Raw genomic sequence first — 22,386 nt, forward strand, 5'->3', positions numbered from 1 at the left:
GCTCAGAGCTTGCCAGCGAGATGCAGTTCGAGATCGTCGAGCCGATCCTGACCCCAGAATTTCTGACCGCTATCGACAACGAAGAAGGGCGAACCGAACACGCCCTCGGACACGGCCTGTTCGAGGTTGGCGGCATAGGTTTCCGCCCCGCTGAGCAAGCCGCTGTCAGCGAGCGACGGATCGAAACCGGCGTTTTCCAGGCAGGCCTTGATCACCGCGTCGTCGGCGATGTCCTTTTCCTCGACCCAACAGGCTTTCAGCAACGCATGCACCAGCGCCGCCACATCGCCGCCGCCCGCCTTCTGCGCCGCGATGATCGCGTAGGAGGACGGCGCGGCGTTGGTCGGCCAGAAGGCCGGTTTCATGTTCAGTTCCATCCCCAGCTTGCGCGCCTGCCGCGGCAGTTCCTGCGCCCGGTATGCGATCCGGGAAGGGTGCCGTTCGGGCAAAGGCGCCCCGCCGGTGCGGGGAAAGGCGGCGATGATATCGAAGGGTTTGTAGGTCACGGTGGCGCCGTGACGCTTGGCGCTTTGATCCAACCGGTCACCTACCAGATAAGCATATGGCGACAGCATCGAAAAATAATAGTCAATATGTGCCATCTTCGTCCTTCTCTCCCTCGGCATAGGTTTGCCTGAACGTAGTGAGATGGTAAGCGGTGTCAACGACACGATTCTGTCATCTCGACCAACCTGGGGAACCGTCGACATGCCCAACCTTAAAGAACCTAAACTCATCGCCGGCAATGCGAACAAGCCGCTGGCGCAAAACATCGCGCGCCGGATGTCGATGCATCGGGGAAAATCGATCGGTCTTGTCGATGCCCGTGTCGAACGGTTCAACGATCAGGAAATCTTCGTCGAAGTGTACGAAAACGTCCGCGGCGAGGACATGTTCATCATTCAGCCGACGTCCAACCCAGCGAATGACAACCTGATGGAACTGTTGATCATGTCCGATGCGCTGCGCCGCTCCTCGGCGTCGCGGATCACCGCCGTGATCCCCTATTTCGGATATGCCCGCCAGGACCGCCGCACCAAGGCGCGCACGCCGATCAGCGCCAAGCTGGTCGCCAACATGCTGGTCGAGGCGGGGATCGAACGGGTCCTGACGCTGGACCTGCACGCAACCCAGATCCAGGGTTTCTTCGATATCCCGGTAGACAACCTCTATGCCTCGCCGATCTTCGCGCTGGACATCAAGCAGCAGTTCGCCGGGTCTCTGGAAGACGTGATGGTCGTATCGCCCGATGTCGGCGGCGTGGCCCGCGCCCGCGAACTGGCCAAGCGGATCAACGCACCGCTGTCGATCGTCGACAAGCGCCGCGAAAAGCCCGGCGAAGTTGCCGAAATGACCGTGATCGGCAATGTCGAAGGCAAGAAGTGCATCATCGTCGATGACATGTGCGACACCGCCGGAACGCTGTGCAAGGGGGCCGAGATCCTGATGGAGCACGGCGCCAGCGAAGTACACGCCTATATCTCGCACGGCGTTCTATCCGGCCCGGCGGTCGAACGGATCACCAATTCGGTGATGAAGTCGCTCGTGATCACCGATTCGATCCAGCCGACCCAGGCGGTTCTGAACACGCCGAATATCCGCATCCTGCCGACCGCGCCGATGTTCGCACAGGCGATCCTGAACATCTGGAACGGCACCAGCGTATCGTCGCTGTTCGAAACCGAAACTCTGGATCCGATCTACGAAGGTCAGTTCAAGAGCTGATCGCGACCGTCTAGAGCGGCAAAGGGCGCCCCGAGGGCGCCCTTTTTCATGGGATATCCCATTCGTCTTCGTCGCTGAGCTCGCCAATGGCCATCCATGACACCCGGATACGCGCGATCCTTGTGTTGTCCCAGGTGCTGAAAACGATTTCGAAATCGCTTGTCGTGATGTTCTGCGCGGTCAGGTCGGCGCGGACGTTGGTGGAATAATCCACATCCCACAGCGACACAGAACAGGTTACCGCAGGGGCGGATTTGAATTTTTCACTGAATACGACCTTGGTGCGGCGCTCGCGGTTGCCTTCGCCGGTCCACATGTCGCCGCCGTTTTCGAAATCGGAAAACAGGGCCACGTCGCCCTGATCAATGCCAATCAAATTCGATTTCAATTTCTTCATGGCTGAAAAACTGCCCCGCGACATCCGCCGTGGTCAACCATTAGACATGAAAAAGGCCCCTCGAGAGGGGCCTTTTCGCATTCCTGTCAGAACCGTACCGATCAGAGATTGGCCTGGTTCGGATTCAGCCCGATATGGGTGCCCATCGCAACCATGTCCGCCAGCAGTTTGGCGGCATCGTCGACCGGACCGGGTTCGTTGTGGAAGACTTCCTTCGCCTTGTTCAGCGCATCGGCAGCGGCCTGAACCATGCCGTCGATGTCTTCCTGCGTGACGTCTGCACGCGGGATGGCGCGCTCGGCCAGAACCGAGATCGAATCGGCGCTGATCTCGGCGAAACCGCCGGTCACGACATATTCGACCTCACCTTCCGGACCGCTGACATGCAGCACGCCGGGGCGCAGGGTGGTGATGGTCGGGGCATGACCGGCCATCGCCGTCATGTCGCCATCCGCACCCGGGATCTGGACCTGCTCAACCGCGAACGAAGCAAGGCTCCGTTCGGGGCTGACCAAATCGAATTGCACTGTCTCAGCCATTAAGGGCCTCCTTAGGCTGCTTCAGCAGCCATTTTTTCGGCTTTTGCGATCACTTCGTCGATGCCGCCAACCATGTAGAAGGCCGCTTCGGGCAGGTGGTCGTATTCGCCGGCCACAACCGCCTTGAACGACGAGATGGTGTCTTCCAGCGGAACCTGGACGCCGTCCGAACCGGTGAAGACCTTCGCAACGTCGAAGGGCTGCGACAGGAAACGCTGGATCTTACGGGCGCGGGCAACAGTCAGTTTATCTTCTTCCGACAGTTCGTCCATGCCGAGGATCGCGATGATGTCCTGCAGCGACTTGTAACGCTGCAGGATACCCTGCACGTCACGCGCCACCTGATAGTGCTCTTCGCCGACCACCGACGGGTCCATCAGACGCGACGAGCTGTCGAGCGGGTCAACGGCCGGGTAGATACCCAGTTCCGAAATCGCACGGTTCAGAACGGTGGTTGCATCCAGGTGGGCAAAGGTAGTTGCCGGTGCAGGGTCGGTAAGGTCATCCGCAGGCACGTACACGGCCTGGATCGAGGTGATCGAACCGTTCTTGGTCGAGGTGATGCGTTCCTGCATCGCGCCCATGTCGGTTGCCAGGGTCGGCTGGTAACCCACAGCCGAAGGAATACGGCCCAGAAGCGCCGACACCTCGGAACCCGCCTGAGTGAAGCGGAAGATGTTGTCGACGAAGAACAGAACGTCGGTACCGGACTGGTCGCGGAACTGTTCTGCCAGCGTCAGGCCGGTCAGAGCAACACGTGCACGCGCCCCCGGAGGTTCGTTCATCTGACCATAAACCAGCGCAACCTGCGATTCTTCCAGATTGTCGGGCTTGATCACGTTGGATTCGATCATTTCGTGGTACAGGTCGTTCCCTTCACGGGTCCGTTCACCAACACCCGCGAACACCGAGAAACCCGAGTGCACTTTTGCGATGTTGTTGATCAGTTCCATGATCAGAACGGTCTTACCCACGCCGGCACCGCCGAACAGACCGATTTTACCACCCTTGGCGTAAGGCGCCAGCAGGTCGATCACCTTGATGCCGGTGACCAGGACTTCCGACTCGGTCGACTGTTCGTCGAATTCCGGGGCGGGCTGGTGAATGGAACGGGTTTCGGTCGCGTTGACCGGGCCTTTTTCGTCGACGGGTTCGCCGACCACGTTCAGGATACGACCCAGGGTCGCGTTACCGACCGGCACCGAGATCGGGCCGTCGGTGTCCAGAACTTCCTGACCGCGGACCAGACCTTCGGTCGCGTCCATCGCGATGGTACGGACGGTGTTTTCACCGAGGTGCTGGGCAACTTCCAGGATCAGGGACTTGCCGTTGTTTTCGGTGGTCAGTGCGTTGAGAATTGCCGGCAGTTCGTCTTCGAACTGCACGTCCACAACGGCGCCGATCACCTGGGTGATTTTGCCTTTTGCGTTAGCCATTGTTTCGTCTCCGTTCTCTTAGAGCGCTTCAGCGCCCGAGATAATTTCGATAAGTTCGCTGGTGATCACGGCCTGACGCGAGCGGTTGAACTCGATCGTCAGTTTGTCGATCATCTCGCCCGCGTTCCGGGTCGCGTTGTCCATTGCGGACATCCGCGCACCTTGTTCGGACGCACCGTTTTCCAGCAGGGCTGCGAAGATCTGCGTTGCCACGCCACGCGGCAGCAGGTCGGCCAGGATGGCCTCTTCGTCGGGCTCATAATCATACAGGGTGGTGTCCCCTGCATCTTCCTGCGCCTCGAAAGAGGCAGGAATGATCTGCTGAGCGGTCGGGATCTGTGAGATCACCGACTGGAAGCGGTTGTAGAAGATCGTTGCCACGTCGAATTCACCGTCATCGAAGCGGTTCAGAAGATCACGCGCGATGTCTTGTGCATTGACGTAGCCGACGTTTTTCACCTCGGACAGATCGACATGGCCGATGAAAAGTTCGCCCAGGTCACGTTTCAGCTGTTCACGGCCTTTTTTGCCGACGGTCAGGATCTTGACCGTCTTGCCTTGAGCGATCAGCTCTTCGGCCTTGGCGCGTGCCAGTTTTGCGATCGAGCTGTTGAAGCCGCCGCAGAGGCCACGCTCTGCGGTCATGACCACCAGAAGCTGCACCTGGTCGGAACCGGTACCCGACAGCAGCTTGGGCGCGCTGTCAGAGGAACCGACCGAGGCCGCCAGCCCGGCCAGAACGGCATTGAACCGTTCTGTGTAAGGGCGCGAGGCTTCTGCAGCGTCCTGCGCGCGGCGAAGTTTCGCCGCGGCAACCATCTGCATGGCCTTGGTGATCTTTCGAGTGTTCTTCACACTCTCGATCCTGTTTTTTAGGTCCTTGAGACTCGGCATTGCCTAATCTCCCTTATGCGAAGTCAGCTGCGAAATCGTCCAGCGCGGCTTTAACTTTGTCGGCCAGCTCACCTTTGACCTTACGGTCATTGTTGGTGATGTCGTCCAGCAGATCGGCGTTCTTGCCGCGCAGGTGCGCCAGCAGGCCAGCTTCAAAGCGTGCAACGTCGCTCACGTCGATCTTGTCGAGGTAACCGTTGGTGCCGGCAAAGATCATGCAGACGATTTCAGCGTTGGTCAGCGGCGAATACTGCGGCTGCTTCATCAGCTCGGTCAGACGCGCGCCACGGGCCAGCAGCTGCTGGGTCGAAGCGTCGAGGTCGGAACCGAACTGGGCGAAGGCCGCCATTTCGCGATACTGAGCCAGCGACAGCTTCACCGGACCGGCAACCGAGGACATCGCCTTGGTCTGGGCCGACGAACCAACACGCGACACCGAAAGACCGGTGTTCACAGCAGGCCGGATACCCTGATAGAACAGTTCGGTTTCCAGGAAGATCTGGCCGTCGGTGATCGAGATCACGTTGGTCGGAATAAACGCCGAAACGTCGCCGCCCTGGGTTTCGATGATCGGCAGCGCGGTCAGCGAACCGGCGCCGTGATCTTCGTTCAGCTTTGCCGAACGTTCCAGCAGACGCGAGTGCAGGTAGAAAACGTCGCCCGGATACGCTTCACGCCCCGGCGGACGGCGCAGCAGCAGCGACATCTGACGATAGGCCACAGCCTGCTTCGACAGGTCATCATAGATGATCAGCGCGTGCTTGCCGTTATCGCGGAAATATTCCGCCATCGCGGTTGCGGCGTAGGGTGCCAGGAACTGCATCGGCGCGGGGTCGGAAGCGGTCGCGGCAACGACGATCGAGTAGTCGATCGCGCCGGTTTCTTCCAGCTTCTTCACCAGCTGGGCAACGGTCGAACGTTTCTGACCGACTGCGACGTAAATGCAGTACAGCTTCTTGCTCTCATCGTCGCCGGCGGCGTCGTTGTAGGATTTCTGGTTCAGGATCGCGTCCAGAGCAACGGCGGTCTTGCCGGTCTGACGGTCACCAATGATCAGTTCGCGCTGGCCGCGGCCGATCGGGATCATTGCGTCAACCGACTTCAGGCCGGTTGCCATCGGTTCGTGAACCGATTTACGCGGGATGATGCCCGGGGCTTTCTGGTCGGCGATGCGGCGCTCGGAAGCGGCGATCGGGCCCTTGCCGTCCAGCGGGTTGCCCAGACCGTCAACGACGCGGCCCAGCAGGGCGTCGCCGGCGGGGACGTCCACGATGGCGTTGGTCCGCTTAACAGTGTCGCCTTCCTTGATGTCACGGTCGGACCCGAAGATCACGACACCGACGTTGTCGCTTTCCAGGTTCAGGGCCATCCCGCGGATACCACCGGGGAATTCGACCATTTCACCAGCCTGGATGTTGTCGAGGCCGTAGACGCGGGCAATACCGTCACCGACGGAGAGCACGCGACCAACCTCAGCAACTTCGGCTTCCTGACCGAAGTTCTTGATCTGGTCCTTCAGGATCGCAGAAATCTCTGCAGCTTGGATACCCATTTATCCGACCTCTTTCATTGCATTCTGGAGGGAGTTGAGCTTGGAGCGGATCGAGGTGTCGATCATCTTCGAGCCCACTTTAACGACAAGACCGCCGATGAGATCCTCATCAACGGTCGCATTGATTTTAACATCTTTCCCGACACGAGCGGCCAGGGTTTTCGCCAGTTTGTCCGCCTGGGTCTTGGTCAGCGCCTTGGCGCTGGTGACTTCGGCGGTCACTTCGCCCTTGTCTTCGGCGATCAGCGCAGACAGCTGATCCAGCAGCTGCGGCAGAACGAACAGACGGCGTTTCTGCGCCATCAGCGACAGGCCGTCTTTCAAGACGGGTTCGACGCCCATCTTTACGGCCAGCGCTGCGATGGCCTTTTCCTGATCATCACGCGACACCAGCGGAGAGCTGATCAGCGCCCGCAGATCTGCGCTTTCGTTCAGCGCAGAGGCAAGATCGATGACATTGGGTTCGATTTTCGCGAGAGAGTTGGTCTCTTTCGCGATCTCGAAGATGGCGGTGGCATAGCGCGCGGCAATGCCTGAGGAGATCGAAGCTGGTTCGGACACGTCCACCCTTCCGACTTTTATGGCCCCGTCTCGGGCCATTTGGCCCGCCCCGGGGGCGTTTGGATCATTGACCTGCGTCAAAGTATCGAAATCGGCGTGGGTGTAGCAGAGCATTCCCTACCTAGCAACATACTATGAAAACCTTGTATACAAAAGAATACAGCGCGTTTTCATACACTTAACCAAGGTGCGACGGTTTGCACGTGATTTGTGGTGTAAAAAAACCGCCACTTTTCCACAGCTTTTTCGATTCCCTGCCCGCGATGGCGGCACATCCGGCATGAACCGTTATCGCTATCGTACGCAAAGTCGCCCGGAATCGGGGTGATTTGAACCCACCGGTGCCCCGATTTGCACCGCCCCGAAACAGGGTTGCGGCATGGTCAAACCGGTTTCGGTTTCGTCGCCGGGCTGGGCGACAGGATCGACAGCGGCTTCTTCACCGCCTCGCGCAGCCCCGGCCCGTTGGGGGCGTGGACGCGCTTGGACACCTCCACCATGATCACCCCGCCCGAGACCACCATCGAAAAGGAATGCCCCATCCGTTCCATCATCTCGCCGGTCTTGCGCCAGAACCGGCGCGGCGAGGGCGGCTGATAAAGCGCGGTTTCGTTGCGTTCGGGCATGAAGTGATGCCGCTTGAGCTGGGTTTCCAGCTGGCCCAGCGTGTAGGGGCGGCCGTAACCGAACGGCGTGGCATCGCTGCGCGACCAGAGCCCGGCGCGGTTGGGCACGATGAACAGCGCCTTACCCCCCGGCCCCAGCACGCGGAAACATTCCTCGAGCAAGGCCGAAGGCTGTTCGCTGGTTTCCAGCCCGTGCATCAACACCAGCTTGTCGACATGCCCGGTCTCGATCGGCCAGGACACCTCCTCGCAAAGCACCGACAGGTTCGGCATCCCCGCGGGCCAAGGCATCACTCCCTGCGGGCCGGGCATCAACGCCGTCACCCGCCGCGCTTCGCTGAGATAGGGGCGCAGCAACGGCACCGCGAAGCCGAATCCCACGACGGTCTGGCCATGCGCCTCGGGCCATATCTTCAACGCCTGGTCGCGCACGGCTTTCTGCGCCGCACGCCCCAACGTGCTGCGATAGTAGAAATTGCGCAGGTCCTGAACATCAAGATGCATTGCAGCCGGTCCCTCGATCCGCCACTGTGGGGACAGAATAGCAGTCGAAGGAGGAAACGCCATGCCCCTTGAGCTCGTCACCATTCCCTGTCTCAAGGACAACTATGCCTATCTGGTGCATGACGATGAAAGCGGCGAAACCGCAGCGGTCGACGTGCCCGACGCCGGACCGATTTCCGCCGCGCTGAAGGAACGGGGCTGGACGCTCAGCCACATCCTGCTGACCCACCATCACTGGGACCACATCGACGGGGTGGCCAACCTGCTGACGGATCATCCCGCGAAAGTGATCGGGGCCGAAACCGACGCCCACCGCCTGCCGCCGCTCGATATCGCGGTGGCCGAGGGTGACACTCTGCGGATCGGCGGCGAAGCGATGCAGGTGATCGACGTGTCGGGCCACACGGTCGGCCATATCGCCTTCTATTTCCCCGACAGCAAACTGGCTTTCACCGCCGACAGCCTGATGGCCCTGGGCTGCGGCCGGTTGTTCGAAGGCACCCCGGATCAGATGTTCGACAGCCTGTCGAAACTGGCCGCCCTGCCCGCCGACACGCTGATCTGTTCGGGTCACGAATACACCCAATCGAACGGGAAATTCGCGCTGACCATTGATCCCGACAATCCCGCGCTTATCTTTCGTACAGAGCAGGTCCAGAAAGCTCGCGCAGAAGGCAAGGCAACGGTACCCAGCCTGTTATCGGAAGAACTGGCGACCAACCCTTTCCTGCGCTGCAATGATCCCGGCGTGAAGGCTGCGATTGGCATGATCGATGCACAACCTTCTTCAGTCTTCGCCGAGATCAGGAAGCGCAAGGATAACTTCTGAACGCACGCCCAGCGGATCGGCAAATGAATGATTTGTGAGGTTACACCGGCAGAAAACACTTGAAGCCACCGCCATATCGACCGAACCTTGAACCTAACAGGTGATGGTCGAACTGACGTTGTAGGTTACAGGCTTCGAAGTTTTCGGCCCAACTAAGGAAGGAGCACTGCCGTGCCTTCATTCTCGAATACGCTGGAACAGGCAATTCACGCGGCGTTGGCGCTGGCCAATGCCCGCAAACACGAATTCGCAACGCTGGAACACCTCCTGCTCGCCCTGATCGACGAGCCCGATGCGCTGCGCGTTCTCAAGGCCTGTTCGGTGGACACCGAGGAGTTGCGCGGCACCTTGATCGAATTCGTCGACGACGACCTGTCCAACCTGGTCACCGAAATCGACGGGTCCGAGGCGGTGCCCACCGCCGCGTTTCAGCGGGTGATCCAGCGCGCCGCGATCCACGTTCAAAGCTCGGGCCGTACCGAGGTGACCGGCGCCAACGTGCTGGTGGCGATCTTCGCCGAACGCGAATCGAACGCCGCCTATTTCCTACAGGAACAGGACATGACCCGCTATGACGCGGTGAACTTCATTGCCCATGGCGTGGCCAAGGATCCGTCCTATGGCGAAACCCGGCCGCTTACCGGCGCGGATTCCGCCGAAGAGGAAAGCACCCAGGGCAGCAGCGCGGAAACCATCGACCCCAAGGAATCGGCGCTCGGCAAGTATTGCGTCAACCTGAACGTAAAATCGCAGCAGGGTGATATCGATCCGCTGATCGGCCGCACCCACGAGGTTGAACGCTGCATCCAAGTGCTGTGCCGCCGCCGAAAGAACAACCCGCTGCTGGTGGGCGACCCGGGCGTCGGCAAGACCGCGATCGCGGAAGGGCTGGCACGCAAGATCGTTGCCGGCGAAACGCCCGAGGTTCTGGCCCACACCACCATCTATTCGCTCGACATGGGCGCGCTTCTGGCCGGCACCCGCTATCGCGGCGATTTCGAGGAACGGCTGAAAGCGGTGATGACCGAACTGGAAGAACATCCCGACGCGGTGCTGTTCATCGACGAGATTCACACCGTAATCGGCGCCGGTGCTACTTCGGGCGGCGCGATGGACGCGTCGAACCTGTTGAAGCCCGCTTTGCAGGGCGGCAAGCTGCGCTGCATGGGATCGACCACCTACAAGGAATTCCGCCAGCATTTCGAAAAGGACCGCGCACTGTCGCGCCGATTCCAGAAGATCGACGTGAACGAACCGTCGGTGGAAGATTCGGTGAAGATCCTGAAGGGCCTGAAGCCCTATTTCGAGGACCACCACGGCATCAAGTTCACCAATGACGCGATCAAGGCGGCGGTGGAACTCGCGGCGCGTTACATCAACGACCGCAAGCTGCCCGACAAGGCGATCGATGTGATCGACGAAGCCGGCGCCGCGCAGCACCTCGTTGTGGAATCCAAGCGCCGCAAGACCATCGGCGTGAAGGAAATCGAAGCGGTGGTCGCCAAGATCGCCCGCATCCCGCCGAAGAACGTGTCGAAAGACGATGCCGAGGTTCTCAAGGATCTGGAAAAATCGCTCAAGCGCGTCGTCTTTGGTCAGGATACCGCCATCGAAGCGCTGTCGAGCGCGATCAAGCTGGCCCGCGCCGGGCTGCGCGAACCGGAAAAGCCGATCGGCAACTACCTGTTCGCCGGCCCCACCGGTGTCGGCAAGACCGAGGTCGCCAAGCAGCTGGCCGATCAGCTGGGCGTGGAACTGCTGCGCTTCGACATGTCGGAATATATGGAAAAGCATGCCGTTTCCCGCCTGATCGGTGCGCCCCCGGGCTATGTCGGGTTCGACCAGGGCGGCATGCTGACCGACGGTGTCGACCAGCACCCGCATTGCGTGCTGCTGCTGGACGAGATCGAAAAGGCGCACCCGGATGTCTACAACATCCTGTTGCAGGTGATGGACCACGGCAAGCTGACCGACCATAACGGCCGCACGGTGGATTTCCGCAACGTGATCCTGATCATGACCTCGAACGCGGGCGCCGCGGAACAGGCCAAGGCTGCCATCGGTTTCGGCCGTGACCGCCGCGAGGGCGAAGACACCGCAGCGATCGAACGCACCTTCACGCCGGAATTCCGCAACCGCCTGGACGCGGTGATCAGCTTCGCGCCGCTGCCGAAGGACGTGATCCTGCAGATCGTCGAAAAGTTCGTGCTGCAACTCGAGGCCCAGTTGATGGACCGCAACGTGCATATCGAACTGACCAAGCCCGCCGCCGAGTGGCTGGCCGACAAGGGCTACGACGACAAGATGGGCGCGCGCCCGCTGGGCCGCGTGATCCAGGAACACATCAAGAAGCCGCTGGCCGAGGAATTGCTGTTCGGCAAGCTGGCCAAGGGCGGCGTGGTCAAGGTCGGCGTCAAGAACGGCGAGATCGAACTGCGTATCGAAGGTCCGGGACAGCGACGCCTGTCTGGGGACAAGCCGCCGCTGCTGACCGCTGACTGATCGATGCAAACCGGCCCGATTATTCTGGCTCTCGCCCTCGCAGCGACATCCGCTGCGGGGGCGCCGCTTTTTCAGTGGCCGGTCGACTGCAGCCTGGGCGAGACTTGCTATATCGAGGATTACGTCGATCACGACCCGGACAAGGGCGAGATCCGCGATTTCGCCTGCGGCATCAAAACCCGCGACGCGCACAAGGGCACCGATATCGCGCTGCTGTCTTTCGACGAAATCGACACCGGCGTCACCGTCCGCGCCGCCGCCTTCGGCCGGGTCGAGCGCATCCGCGACAGCATGCCCGACGACCGTCTCATGCGCGGGGTCACGCCGAAAAACGCCTGCGGCAACGCGGTGCTGATGACCCACGGGGACGGTTGGCAGACGCTCTATTGCCACATGAAGCTCGGATCGAGCTCGGTCAAGCCGGGCGACGTTCTGCAACCGGGCGATCCGCTGGGTCTGGTCGGGCTGTCGGGGCAGACCAACCATCCGCATCTGCATTTCCAGGTCATCAAGGACGGCCAAATCGTCGACCCCTTCGATGCGGAAGCAGGCGAAAGCTGCGGCGATCCGACTGCAACGCTCTGGGCCGACCCGTCGGAATATCATCGCGCCGGGTTACTGACCGCAGGCTTTGCCGACGGGGTGCCGTCGATGCAGTCGGTGCGTTCCGGCGCTGTGCGGCTCGACGGTGCCAATCCCGACAACCCACTGGTCGTCTACACGCTGGCGGGCGATGCGGCACCCGGCGATGTCCTGACGCTCTGGGCGACAGGGCCGCAGGGTGAAGTGTTCCGCAAGCAAATCCCGCTCGACGAACCGCAACGCGCCATCATGCGCGCCATTGGCCGCAAGGCCCCCGCCGGGGGCTGGCCGAAGGGCGATTATACGGGCGAGGTGCTGCTGACTCGCGATGGCGAGGTGATCGCGCATCGCTTTGCCCATGTAACGGTGGAATGACGTCGTCGCACAACCGCTCGGCATTCTTCTTCAAGCATTGGACATAACGCGCGAAGGGTGGCTCCCGGACAAGGGAGCGGGCGATCTGATATGCGCGCCGCGCCCGAGTTAAGGGGTGCCCCTTCTTACCTACCGTTCGGTCAGCTTCAGTTCGATCCGGCGGTTCTGTGCACGGGCCTCGTCCGTGTCGGCGGGATTGACGGGCTGATACTGGCCGAATCCGTTGGCGCTCAACCGTTCAGGCGGGATACCAAGGTTTTCAACCATGAACCGCACCACCGACAGCGCCCGCGCCTGGCTGAGTTCCCAGTTGTCGGCGAATTCCGCTCCCGGCCAGATCGGCCGGTCGTCGGTATGCCCGTCGACCCGGATGATCCAATCGATTTCCTTCGGGATATCGCCCGAGATATCGCGCAGGATCGACGCCACGTTGGCAATCTGCGCCGCCCCTTCCCCGGACAGGTCCGCGCTGCCCGAAGCGAACAGGACCTCGGATGAGAACACGAAACGATCACCGACGATCCGCACCCCTTCGCGTTCGCTCAGCAATTGCCGCATCCGGCCGAAGAATTCGCTGCGGTAATTCTCGAGGTCTTTCTTTTCGGCCTCCAGCCGCCGTTTTTCCTCTTCCAACCGCAGCCTTTCGGCCTCTTCCAGCTGCCGCCGCTTGCGTTCCTCGGCCGCCGCGCGGGCCAGCGCGGCGTTCAGGTCCGACCCGAGGTTTTCGATCCGCACCTTGGCGACCGCGTCGCGCTGCTTGTAGTCATCCAGCAGGGCCTGAAGGCTGCCCAATTGGGTCCTGAGCGCCGCGATCTGCTGGTTCAGCAAAGCCTGCTGGCGCTGTGCCTCGGTCGATATGGCCTTTTCCTGCGACAGGGCCTTGTTTGCTGCCGCCGCCAGTGCCGCCTGCCGCTCGGCCTCGCTCAGGTTTTCGTCCGCCGCCTGTTCTGCGGCCAGTTTGGCAGCCAGGGCCTTGGCCAGACGTTCTTGCAGGGATGTCTTGTCCGCGGCCAGCGCCGCCTCGGCCTCGCTCAGTTTCGTACGCAGATCGGCGATTACCTGCGAACCGTCCTCCACCTGCGCCAACGCCACCGCTAGCTTGGCGGTCAGATCCTTGCTGGCCACATCGGCGGCGGCCAGAAGCGTCAGCGTTTCCTCGGCCTTGCGGCGCTGTTCTTCCAGCGCCAGCGTCATCGCGGTCAGCTCCGCATCGGCGTTTTGCAGCTTCTCGCGCAGGGCCGCGGCCGCGGCGGCTTCGGCCAGCCGCGCCTTTTCCTCTTCGCTCAGCGCGTTTTCCAGCTCGCCCACCCGCGCGGCCAGACCGGTAGTGGCGGCCTCGGCCTCAGCATTGCGGGCCTGAAGGTCAGCGATCAATGCCTCAAGGGCTTCGCGTTTCGCAGCGGCCAGACGGGCGGCTTCGGCCCCGGCATCGACTTCGTCGCGCGCCTGCGCCAGCGCCAGGTTCAGCGCCTCGCGTTCGTCGATCAGGTCGGCGCGTTCCCGTTCCAGCGACGCGACGTTGCCCAACGCCTCATCGCGCTGCGACAGAAGCGCGGCGACCTGCGCCTCGAAATCGGTGATCTTCAGGTTGGCCGCCTCCAGCGCCGCTGCCGTTTTGTCCCGTTCCACGGTCAGGGACGCGATCAGCGCCTCGCGCGCATCCGCTTCTTGTCGCGCCGCGGCAAGCGTCGCGTCCAGTTCGCCCACCCGTTCGGTCAGCTCCGCGCTGCGCCGCCTTTCCAGACCAAGGGCATCTGCCAGCGCCGCCACCTCGGCCGACAGGGCGTCGAGTTCGCTTTCCTGTCCCGAGATCGTTTCGCGCAGCACGAACTGCACCACCATGAAGATGGTCAGCACGAACATCAGCACCAGCAACAGGCCGGTCATCGCATCCACGAAACCGGGCCAGATCGAGTTCTGGAAACGCTGCCCCGTGCGGCGCGAAAGGGCCATGTTCAGCCCTCCTTGTCCTTGGTCCGGGCGCTGCGCAGGTGGGGATGATCGGCGTCGGCGATGCGGCCCTGCGCCACCAGCCGGGACAGCGCGGCGATATCCATCCGCAGTTCGGCCATGGTTTCCTGCCGCCCGGCGCTGATTTCTTCGAGGATGCGCAGCAACTGCACATCGATCGAGCGCAGCCGCATCCGGCTTTCCGCATCCACCCCTTCACCGGCTTCGCGTTCGCTGAGAACCTCGACCAGCCGCTCCTGCCCCTCGGCGACCCGTTCCAGCGCATCGTTCACCGGCCGGTTGCCGGCCAGGCGGTCGGTCAGCCGTTCGATGGAAACGGCCAGGCTGCTCAGCTTGTTATCGACCTCTGCGCGGCCCGCCTCGGAATGTTCGAACAGCTGCCGCATCCGGTTCATCTGTTCCAGCATGTGATCGAGGATCTGCGTCGCGGCGGAAAATTCGCCGCTGCCCTCGCCTTCGCCCGAGGAAAACGCCAACCGGGTGATCGAGGACAACCATTCTTCCAGTTCGCGGTAGAACCGGTTCTGGCCATGACCGGCCAACAGTTCCAGCAACCCCACCACCAACGACCCGGCAAGCCCCAGCAGGGACGATCCGAAAGCCACGCCCATGCCGCTCAGCTGCGCATCGAGCCCGCTCATCAGCCGCGCGAAGGTTTCCACCCCGCTTTCGCCCTCGGCCGGGGCCAGGCCGCGGATCGTGTCGACCAGCGCGGGAACCGTGGTCGCCAGGCCGTAAAACGTCCCCAGAAGGCCGAGGAAAATCAGCAGATTGACGATATAGCGGGTGATTTCACGGGCCTCGTCGACCCGGGTGGCGACCGATTCCAGGATCGACTGGGTCGAAGAGGAACTGATCTGCATCTGCACGTTGCGGCTGCGCAACAGGGTGGCCAGCGGCGCCAGCAAGCGCGGTGCGCGCAGGTATTCCTGTTCGGTGCCGCCGGAAACGAAATTCTCGATCCAGCGGACCGAGCTGAACAGCTGCACCACCTGCCAGAAACAGGCGACCACCCCGATCGCGAAGACGAACAGGATGAACCCGTTGAGATAGGGATTGGCTTCGAAAACCGGCAATATCCGCGGCAGGGCCAAAACCACCACGAACCCGCTCAACGCGAGCACCAGAAGCATCAGCAGAATCTGGCGGACAGGTGGTGAAAATTGCGGCTCGGCCTCGCGGTCCGTCTGTACCATTCGGACAGATCCTGACACTGTTTTGGTTGCCCGAACCTTAGTTCGGAAAGGCCTTGAAGCCAAGGACTTATGCGCGAATTCCGCGCACGCGCTCGGCCAGCCAGTCCAATTCCGGATCGCGGATTCCCAGCTCGTGCAGATGGGCCGCGGTATTGTACAGATATTCGGCATTCGAACCTCGCCCGCCATGGGCGCCCGCGATCACCCGCGCCTGATCCTCAAGGTCCATGCCGCCGCAATACTGCACATGGCAGGGATCGATGACATAGGTCACGGCTTCGACCCGCCTGCCATCCGCCAGGGTCACCTGCAGTTGCTTTTCCAAATACGCCGAACTGACCAGTTCGCGTTCTCGCAATGCGTCCAGAACGCGGCTTTCCTGATCCGAATGCACGGCCAAGGCCAGCCCGTTGCATTGCACCTGTTCCACCTCATCCAGCGCCAGAACCAGCCCCGGGTTTTCCTCGGTGCCGCGATGATGGATCGACCACATGCAGAAGCTTCGGTGATAACCGGGGAGCTGCGCCAACACGCTTTCGACCGGATCGAACCCCGGGTTCCAAAGCAATGAACCGTATCCGAAAACCCACATCGTCATGCCGCTGGTCCTTTCACCTTGTCCCTTGTAAACACCAGTCGGTGCGAAAGGAAAAGGGGTGCGCGCGTGAAACGGTTGTTGATTGCCATCCTGGTCGCTGCCGGGCTTTGGGCCGGGTACTGGGTGATCGGGGCGCAAGGGGTCAAATCGGGATATTCCGACTGGTTCGATGCCCGCCGGGCCGACGGATGGTCCGCCGACTATTCCGACCTCGCGCTGCACGGATTTCCCAACCGGTTCGACACCACCTTTACCGACCTGGCGCTGGCCGATCCGGAAACCGGCTGGGCATGGCAGGCACCGTTTTTCCAGGTGTTCAGGCTCAGCTACAAACCCAACCATGTCATTGCGATCTGGCCCGATCAGCAACTGATCGCCACGCCGGGCGACAAGTTCGACGTGAGCAGCGCCAAGATGCAGGCCAGCCTGATCACCGAACCTCATTCGAACCTGACGCTGAGCCGCGCCAATCTTGTCGCCGATACGCTGCAGATCGCGCGGCGCGGGCACGACGCCACCACGATGACCGCGCTGCACATGGCCGCGCAAAAGCAAGAGGGCGAAACCGCCCTTTACCGGATCGCGCTGGCCGCCGACGACCTGGCCCCATCGTCGCGGTTCCGCAAAATGGTGGATCGCAGCGGCGGGCTGCCGCACACCCTGTCGGCCTTCAGCGCCGATGTGCAGATCGGGTTCGACCGTCCCTGGGATCTGAGCGCCATCGAGGATAGCCGCCCGCAACCGCGCCGGATCGACGTCAAACTGGCCGAGGCGAAATGGGGCGACCTGGAACTGGCTCTGGCCGGCGAACTGCAGGTCGACGAAGAGGGCCGTCCCAAGGGCCGCCTGACCGTCAAGGCGCGCAACTGGCGCGAGATGCTGGATATGGCGGTGGCGTCCGAAGCGATATCGCGGGGCTTCGCCGATCAGCTGGCCGGCGGATTGAACCTGATCGCCGGCATGGCGGGCAATCCCAAGACGCTCGACATTCCGTTGGATTTCCGCCGCGACCTCGTCTTCCTCGGACCGGTTCCGATCGGCGAGGCGCCGGTGCTGCGCCTGCGCTGAGGGGCACGCAACAGGGATCGAAAACCGCAACGCGGCCGAGGGTGCCGCGCAAATGCCGCTCGGCCCGGCATTTGGCCTACCGGCAATACGATCCACTGCGATAGCGTGCGGTATCGAAATGAAAATGATCGCGGTGGTAACGATCGCTTTCGGGGCCAAGAACCGTACCGAACGGGCCGCAGGCGGATTTGTGCATCTTGCGCAGAATCCGGCCTTCCCTGCGCTTGCCCCAGTTCTTCAGAACCGAGATTTCCTTGCCGTTCTTCAGGACGAACCCACCGATATCGATGGCGCGGCCCTTGCCGTGCTCGGAAATCCGCGCGCCGTTGCGGCTGTTGCGGGTGCGGCAGGAATAGCCGGCAAGAATCCGCATTTCCGCCACGCCGCCGCCGCGCCGACCGACGGCGGGCTTCATTCCTTTTTCAACCCATGTTTTCAAGGCCTTGGCCGTTCCGCAGTCCATCGTCGCCGGCCTGCTGAGCGCCACGCCGGACACCGCGCGCAGCCGTATCGCTTCCTGCACGCCGCAGCCGGTCATCTTGCCGGGCACGTATCCGACCGGTTCCCCGACCAGTTCGCGGTCGTTGCAAACCGTGCCGCGACGGCGATCCTTGCGGGACTGGATCGCGGCGCTGAAGCCGCTGTCGGATCGCGTCCTGGGCCGCAGCAATCGCAACACGCCCTTGCGCTCCGGCGTGTCGGCCTGCGAACGCACCCCCAGCACGCGCGGGGTAACATCCTGAATGATCGCCTGCGCCAGATCGCCCCGAGCCACCGGGCGCAATGACGTTCCCGGCGCGTTGGCATGGACCGCTTGGGCCGATGCCACGCCGATAAGGAACGCCATGATCTTCTTCATTCTGTCGCCTTCACCCTGCCGAAATCCGGGGCTTCGGTATCTTGCCCCGCCTCGATGATACCACGACGGATCGCGCGGGTGCGGGTAAAATAATCGAACAATTCATCGCCGTCGCCGGTGCGGATCGCCCGTTGCAGCGCGAACAGTTCCTCGGTGAAACGGCCGAGGATTTCCAGCGTCGCTTCCTTGTTGGTCAGGAACACGTCACGCCACATGGTCGGGTCGGAGGCCGCGATCCGGGTGAAATCGCGGAAACCGGCGGCGGAATACTTGATCACCTCCTGATCGGACACCCGGCTCAGGTCGTCTGCCACCCCCACCATCGTGTAAGCGATGAGGTGCGGGATGTGGCTGACCACGGCGCAGACCAGATCGTGATGTTCGACCTCCATCCGTTCGCAATTGGCCCCCAGGGCCTGCCAGAATCGTTCCAGCCGTTCAGTCGCTTCTTCCGAAGCGCCATCGGGCACGATCAGGCACCAACGGTTGTCGAACAGCGTGGCAAAGCCCGATTCCGGGCCGGAATGTTCGGTGCCTGCCATTGGGTGGGCACCGACGAAATTCACGCCTTCGGGGATTTGTGGGCGTACCGCCTCGATCACCGATCTCTTGACCGAACCGACGTCGCTGACGGTGGCCCCCTGTTTCAGATGCGGCGCGATTTCGGCGGTCACCGCGCCCATCGCGCCGACGGGAACGCAAAGCACCACCAGATCGGCTTCCTCAACCGCCTCGATGGCGCTGTCGCAGACCCGGTCGCACAGCCCGATACGGCGCGCGGTGTCGCGGGTTTCCTGCGAACGGGCGAAGCCCGTCACCTCGCCGGCGACGCCTGCGCGTTTGATCGCCCAGAACATCGAACTGGCAATAAGCCCCAGCCCGATCAGCGCCACGCGGTCATAGACCTTGGTCATTCCGCGCCCTCCCTGAACTGGCCCACGGCATGGGCAACGCGGCGACAGGCCGGTTCGTCGCCAACGGTGATGCGCAGGCAATTGGGCAATCCGTAGCCGCCCACCTTGCGCACGATCAGACCTTGGGATTTCAGATAGGCATCGCAGGCATCCGCTTCGGCCGCGTCGGCGAAGCGCGCCAGAATGAAATTGGTGTGCGACACGTCCGTCTTGACGCCATGCCGCGCCAGCGCCTCAGCCAGCCAGCCCCGCAGCCTTTCGTTTTCCGCCCGGCATTTTTCGGTGTAGCCGGTGTCGCGAACCGCCGCCTCAGCGGCGGCCAACTGGACGGTGGACAGGTTGAAGGGCTGTCGCACCCGGTTCAGCACGTCGATGATGTCGCGGGGCGCATAGCCCCAACCGATCCGCAGACCGCCAAGCCCGTGGATCTTGGAAAAGGTGCGCGTCATGATCACGTTGCACCGGCTTGCGACCAGAGACGCACCACCATCATAGCCCTGCTCGAATTCGGCATAGGCCCCGTCGAGCACCAGCAGCGCGCCCTCGGGCAACCCGTTGGCAAGCCGCGCACATTCGTCCAGATCGATCATCGTGCCGGTCGGGTTGGCCGGGTTGGCGATGAACACGATCCGGGTCTTGTCATTGCAGGCGGCCAGGATCGCGTCGACATCCACCACCCGGTCCTTTTCCGCCACCTTCACCGGCGTCGCGCCGCAGGCATGGGCCAGGATCGGGTACATGGAAAACCCGTGTTCGGTATAGATCACCTCGTCGCCCGGCCCGGCATAGGACTGGGCAATGAATTGCAGCACCTCGTCCGATCCGACGCCGCAGATCACCTGATCGGGATCGATATCGTGGATCTCGCCGATCGCGGCGCGCAGCCCGGCATGATCCGTCGCGGGATAACGATGCAGCTCGTAGGTCGCACGGCGGGCGGCCTCGGAAGCTGCAGGGCTGGGGCCGAACGGGTTTTCGTTCGAGCTGAGCTTCACAACATCGGACACACCTTCGACATGGGCCGTACCGCCAACGTAAAGGGCGATTTCCATGATGCCGGGTTGGGGCGTGATCTTGGTCATGTTCGTTTCTCCTTCGGCTTTCCATAGCAAAGCCGCTTTGGGCAGGGAAAGCGCGAACTGGCCCGGGTCGATGACCACTGGGACGCAGTTGCCGAAGTGCCATGCCTGCCCTTTCCCAACCGGCAGACAAAGAAAAACCCGCCGCACGAGGCATCGTGCGGCGGGTCTTCCGAAACTTGGGTATTCCGGCGAAGAACCCTTAGTTCTTCGCGTAGAATTCGACGACCAGGTTCGGTTCCATCATCACCGGGTAGGGAACGTCGCCCAGGCCCGGGGTGCGCACGAAGGTGGCGGTCATCTTCGAATGGTCGGCTTCGATGTAATCCGGAACGTCGCGTTCGGGCAGCTGAACGGCTTCCAGCAGGACGGCCATCTGCTTCGACTTCTCACGCACCTCGATCACGTCGCCTTCCTTGACGCGGTAGGACGGGATGTTGACGCGCATACCGTTGACCAGAACGTGGCCGTGGTTCACGAACTGACGCGCGGCAAAGACGGTCGGCACGAACTTGGCGCGGTAGACGACGGCGTCCAGGCGGCGCTCCAGCAGGCCAATCAGGTTTTCACCGGTATCGCCTTTGACACGTTCGGCTTCGCCGTAGATGCGACGGAACTGCTTTTCGGTCAGATCGCCGTAGTAGCCCTTCAGCTTCTGCTTTGCGCGCAGCTGAGTGCCGAAGTCGGACAGCTTGCCCTTGCGGCGCTGACCGTGCTGGCCGGGGCCGTATTCACGACGGTTGACGGGGGATTTCGGACGACCCCAGATGTTTTCACCCATCCGGCGGTCGATTTTGTACTTGGCAGACGTGCGTTTGGTCACGGCTGATCTCCTTCTTAAGGGCGTCGCCCCGATGGGCGGCTATGAAGGGCGTTGTCCTCTTGGGTTTCCCCATGACAGGTTTCCCCTTGCGGGGTCCACCAACACCAATGAAGCCGCGCTTATATAAGGGATTGGGGGAGAGTCAAGCGGAGGAAACAAGGATATCGGGCTCTTGTGGCCCGGCAGCGCAAAACGCCTTGTTCCGGGCCACGTCCCTCAGGCCGCCTCGTACATCAGGATCGCCGCTTCCGACTGGCTCAGGTTGCGCCGCGCGTATCCGCCATAGGAATGCGGATCCATTTCCAGTTCCGGGTAGCGCGACAACAGCCGCATCCGGTCGGTATCCTTCAGCGTCGTCAGCGCCGCGTTGGAGGGATGGAAGCTTTCGGTTTCCACCCCGTTGGCCCACAACACCTGGTGGCTAGCCAGAAGCAGATGGATATAGGTCACTTCGCGCAGCTGCGTATCGACAATGACACGATCGCCATCGACCAGATCCCTGGCCGACACCAGAACCTCAGGCGTGTTGAACAGGGCCCGCGCCACCTGACCACGCACCAGCATGCGGTGACTGGGCGAAACCAGCAATTCCTCGTCCGGGCGCTGCACGCCCAAGGCACCCGCGCGGATCCGGATCGGGCGCAGCTTCGGCATCGCGAAAAGCCGAGCCCCGGTCATCCGGCGGCTGCCGATCCAGAGGATTTCCTCCGCCCCGTTGTCCTTGGTCTGCACCCGGTCGCCTTCGCGCAGGTCCTCGACCAGCCTCGGCCCGTCCGGCGTTTCGATCCGGGTGCCCGGCGTGAAACAGATCACCCCGCCGCTGCCGGCGCCCATGTGATTGGATTGCATCGCGTCCAAAGTGTGATGCACCACCCACAATTCCCGGTTCGCCGGCGGGATTTCCCCCAGGAACATCAACAGCGGCGGTGCCCCACCGCCCACTTCGATCACCGTCAATGTGAATGTCCGGGAACCGTCGGTAACGACGATATTGCTGTCCATCAACAGATCATCGACCTCGACAGCACCAAGGTCGGTCGTGTTCTGTTTCGCTGCCCCCACCAAACGGCGCACCATGCGCGCTGCCCTGCGGCGGAGATTGGCCTCTCCGTCAGCCTGGTCCAAACGTAGTATTTCCGTCGGCCCGTCCACCCGCACCGCATCGCCATGCCAGGACCAGGACGTCCCAACAGTCAGCGCATGCACCGGGGCGGCTTCTATGCCGTCTGCTTTTGTTTGTGACCAGGAAATGACGAACGTGCCGCTAAAGCCCGTTCCCATGCCTGATACCTGCCTTCTTACTTTTTATAAACTAAAGTATATCAACGCCCATCAGTCATGCAAAGCCCACAAGGG

General features: G+C 62.1%; 21 protein-coding genes. 5 read left to right on the forward strand and 16 right to left on the reverse strand.

The genetic code is table 11. From position 1 onward, the window contains the following. Positions 1-2: 2 nt before the first annotated feature. Positions 3-602 carry a 2-hydroxychromene-2-carboxylate isomerase gene (locus tag IT775_RS18915; protein ID WP_212702806.1) on the reverse strand — a complete coding sequence of 200 codons (600 nt, stop codon included), beginning with the start codon at positions 600-602 and terminating at the stop codon, positions 3-5. Between the two features lie 106 nt (positions 603-708). Here IT775_RS18915 and IT775_RS18920 point away from each other — a divergent pair, with 106 nt between their 5' ends. Next, the gene (locus IT775_RS18920; protein ID WP_212702807.1) at positions 709-1,725 is read left to right on the forward strand and encodes a ribose-phosphate pyrophosphokinase; all 1,017 of its coding nucleotides are present in this window, start codon (positions 709-711) and stop codon (positions 1,723-1,725) included. A gap of 46 nt (positions 1,726-1,771) precedes the next feature. Here the strand turns inward: IT775_RS18920 and IT775_RS18925 are convergent, their stop codons facing one another. The 7 genes from IT775_RS18925 to IT775_RS18955 all read right to left on the reverse strand — a co-directional run bounded on the left by IT775_RS18925 (position 1,772) and on the right by IT775_RS18955 (position 8,234). Next, a complete protein-coding gene (locus tag IT775_RS18925; RefSeq protein WP_212702808.1) occupies positions 1,772-2,122 on the reverse strand; it encodes an H-type lectin domain-containing protein in 351 nt (116 codons plus the stop codon). 101 nt (positions 2,123-2,223) lie between these two features. Then, positions 2,224-2,661: a F0F1 ATP synthase subunit epsilon gene (locus IT775_RS18930; RefSeq protein WP_212702809.1), complete on the reverse strand. Its 438-nt coding sequence runs from the start codon at positions 2,659-2,661 to the stop codon at positions 2,224-2,226. An 11-nt stretch (positions 2,662-2,672) separates the two neighbouring features. Then, positions 2,673-4,097, reverse strand: coding sequence for a F0F1 ATP synthase subunit beta (gene atpD, locus IT775_RS18935; protein ID WP_212702810.1), 1,425 nt, complete (start codon positions 4,095-4,097; stop codon positions 2,673-2,675). Between the two features lie 18 nt (positions 4,098-4,115). Next, positions 4,116-4,991: a F0F1 ATP synthase subunit gamma gene (locus IT775_RS18940; RefSeq protein WP_212702811.1), complete on the reverse strand. Its 876-nt coding sequence runs from the start codon at positions 4,989-4,991 to the stop codon at positions 4,116-4,118. Between the two features lie 13 nt (positions 4,992-5,004). Beyond that, on the reverse strand, positions 5,005-6,543 hold the full coding sequence (atpA, locus tag IT775_RS18945) for a F0F1 ATP synthase subunit alpha (RefSeq protein ID WP_212702812.1): 1,539 nt from the start codon (positions 6,541-6,543) through the stop codon (positions 5,005-5,007). Continuing rightward, entirely contained in the window at positions 6,544-7,104 is a 561-nt protein-coding gene (locus tag IT775_RS18950; RefSeq protein ID WP_212702837.1) for a F0F1 ATP synthase subunit delta, read from the reverse strand. 383 nt (positions 7,105-7,487) lie between these two features. Beyond that, the gene (locus IT775_RS18955; RefSeq protein WP_212702813.1) at positions 7,488-8,234 is read right to left on the reverse strand and encodes a class I SAM-dependent methyltransferase; all 747 of its coding nucleotides are present in this window, start codon (positions 8,232-8,234) and stop codon (positions 7,488-7,490) included. Positions 8,235-8,295: 61 nt separating this feature from the next. On the opposite strand from IT775_RS18955, the gene gloB reads away from it, so the two are divergent. The 3 genes from gloB to IT775_RS18970 all read left to right on the forward strand — a co-directional run bounded on the left by gloB (position 8,296) and on the right by IT775_RS18970 (position 12,522). Beyond that, positions 8,296-9,063, forward strand: a complete 768-nt coding sequence (gloB, locus tag IT775_RS18960; RefSeq protein ID WP_212702814.1) for a hydroxyacylglutathione hydrolase — start codon at positions 8,296-8,298, stop codon at positions 9,061-9,063. A gap of 171 nt (positions 9,064-9,234) precedes the next feature. After that, entirely contained in the window at positions 9,235-11,565 is a 2,331-nt protein-coding gene (gene clpA, locus IT775_RS18965; RefSeq protein WP_212702815.1) for an ATP-dependent Clp protease ATP-binding subunit ClpA, read from the forward strand. Between the two features lie 3 nt (positions 11,566-11,568). Beyond that, positions 11,569-12,522 (forward strand): M23 family metallopeptidase, encoded by a 954-nt coding sequence (locus tag IT775_RS18970; protein WP_212702816.1) that lies wholly within the window; start codon positions 11,569-11,571, stop codon positions 12,520-12,522. Between the two features lie 129 nt (positions 12,523-12,651). Here the strand turns inward: IT775_RS18970 and IT775_RS18975 are convergent, their stop codons facing one another. The 3 genes from IT775_RS18975 to IT775_RS18985 form a co-directional block, all read right to left on the reverse strand. Next, on the reverse strand, positions 12,652-14,475 hold the full coding sequence (locus IT775_RS18975) for a peptidoglycan -binding protein (protein WP_212702817.1): 1,824 nt from the start codon (positions 14,473-14,475) through the stop codon (positions 12,652-12,654). A 2-nt stretch (positions 14,476-14,477) separates the two neighbouring features. Further along, complete coding sequence (locus IT775_RS18980; protein WP_212702818.1) at positions 14,478-15,689, reverse strand: biopolymer transporter ExbB; 1,212 nt, start codon at positions 15,687-15,689, stop codon at positions 14,478-14,480. 67 nt (positions 15,690-15,756) lie between these two features. Further along, entirely contained in the window at positions 15,757-16,287 is a 531-nt protein-coding gene (locus IT775_RS18985; RefSeq protein WP_212702819.1) for a gamma-glutamylcyclotransferase, read from the reverse strand. Positions 16,288-16,353: 66 nt separating this feature from the next. On the opposite strand from IT775_RS18985, the gene IT775_RS18990 reads away from it, so the two are divergent. Then, positions 16,354-17,355 carry a DUF2125 domain-containing protein gene (locus IT775_RS18990; protein ID WP_343231166.1) on the forward strand — a complete coding sequence of 334 codons (1,002 nt, stop codon included), beginning with the start codon at positions 16,354-16,356 and terminating at the stop codon, positions 17,353-17,355. A 76-nt stretch (positions 17,356-17,431) separates the two neighbouring features. On the opposite strand, the gene IT775_RS18995 is transcribed toward IT775_RS18990, so the two are convergent. The 5 genes from IT775_RS18995 to IT775_RS19015 form a co-directional block, all read right to left on the reverse strand. Beyond that, a complete protein-coding gene (locus IT775_RS18995; protein WP_212702820.1) occupies positions 17,432-18,214 on the reverse strand; it encodes an extensin-like domain-containing protein in 783 nt (260 codons plus the stop codon). Continuing rightward, entirely contained in the window at positions 18,211-19,128 is a 918-nt protein-coding gene (locus IT775_RS19000; protein ID WP_212702821.1) for a prephenate/arogenate dehydrogenase family protein, read from the reverse strand. Before IT775_RS19000 ends, IT775_RS18995 begins: the two co-directional genes overlap by 4 nt. Next, positions 19,125-20,210: a histidinol-phosphate transaminase gene (gene hisC / locus IT775_RS19005; RefSeq protein WP_212702822.1), complete on the reverse strand. Its 1,086-nt coding sequence runs from the start codon at positions 20,208-20,210 to the stop codon at positions 19,125-19,127. Before hisC ends, IT775_RS19000 begins: the two co-directional genes overlap by 4 nt. Before the next feature lie 199 nt (positions 20,211-20,409). Then, positions 20,410-21,030, reverse strand: a complete 621-nt coding sequence (gene rpsD / locus IT775_RS19010; protein ID WP_212702823.1) for a 30S ribosomal protein S4 — start codon at positions 21,028-21,030, stop codon at positions 20,410-20,412. Positions 21,031-21,246: 216 nt separating this feature from the next. After that, positions 21,247-22,311 (reverse strand): Hint domain-containing protein, encoded by a 1,065-nt coding sequence (locus IT775_RS19015; protein WP_212702824.1) that lies wholly within the window; start codon positions 22,309-22,311, stop codon positions 21,247-21,249. Positions 22,312-22,386: the final 75 nt, after the last annotated feature.

Source organism: Thalassovita aquimarina (genome assembly GCF_018219815.1).
Classification (GTDB): Bacteria; Pseudomonadota; Alphaproteobacteria; order Rhodobacterales; family Rhodobacteraceae; genus Thalassobius; species Thalassobius aquimarinus.

Coding starts and splice junctions, on each gene's coding strand:
- atpD (WP_212702810.1), bottom strand. CDS start 4,097: ATGGCTAACGCAAAAGGCAAAATCACCCAGGTGATCGGCGCCGTTGTG.
- IT775_RS18995 (WP_212702820.1), bottom strand. CDS start 18,214: ATGAAGAAGATCATGGCGTTCCTTATCGGCGTGGCATCGGCCCAAGCG.
- IT775_RS18915 (WP_212702806.1), bottom strand. CDS start 602: ATGGCACATATTGACTATTATTTTTCGATGCTGTCGCCATATGCTTAT.
- atpA (WP_212702812.1), bottom strand. CDS start 6,543: ATGGGTATCCAAGCTGCAGAGATTTCTGCGATCCTGAAGGACCAGATC.
- IT775_RS18940 (WP_212702811.1), bottom strand. CDS start 4,991: ATGCCGAGTCTCAAGGACCTAAAAAACAGGATCGAGAGTGTGAAGAAC.
- hisC (WP_212702822.1), bottom strand. CDS start 20,210: ATGACCAAGATCACGCCCCAACCCGGCATCATGGAAATCGCCCTTTAC.
- IT775_RS18980 (WP_212702818.1), bottom strand. CDS start 15,689: ATGGTACAGACGGACCGCGAGGCCGAGCCGCAATTTTCACCACCTGTC.
- IT775_RS19015 (WP_212702824.1), bottom strand. CDS start 22,311: ATGGGAACGGGCTTTAGCGGCACGTTCGTCATTTCCTGGTCACAAACA.
- IT775_RS18985 (WP_212702819.1), bottom strand. CDS start 16,287: ATGACGATGTGGGTTTTCGGATACGGTTCATTGCTTTGGAACCCGGGG.
- gloB (WP_212702814.1), top strand. CDS start 8,296: ATGCCCCTTGAGCTCGTCACCATTCCCTGTCTCAAGGACAACTATGCC.
- IT775_RS18930 (WP_212702809.1), bottom strand. CDS start 2,661: ATGGCTGAGACAGTGCAATTCGATTTGGTCAGCCCCGAACGGAGCCTT.
- IT775_RS18975 (WP_212702817.1), bottom strand. CDS start 14,475: ATGGCCCTTTCGCGCCGCACGGGGCAGCGTTTCCAGAACTCGATCTGG.
- IT775_RS18920 (WP_212702807.1), top strand. CDS start 709: ATGCCCAACCTTAAAGAACCTAAACTCATCGCCGGCAATGCGAACAAG.
- IT775_RS19000 (WP_212702821.1), bottom strand. CDS start 19,128: ATGACCAAGGTCTATGACCGCGTGGCGCTGATCGGGCTGGGGCTTATT.
- IT775_RS18955 (WP_212702813.1), bottom strand. CDS start 8,234: ATGCATCTTGATGTTCAGGACCTGCGCAATTTCTACTATCGCAGCACG.
- IT775_RS18970 (WP_212702816.1), top strand. CDS start 11,569: ATGCAAACCGGCCCGATTATTCTGGCTCTCGCCCTCGCAGCGACATCC.
- IT775_RS18925 (WP_212702808.1), bottom strand. CDS start 2,122: ATGAAGAAATTGAAATCGAATTTGATTGGCATTGATCAGGGCGACGTG.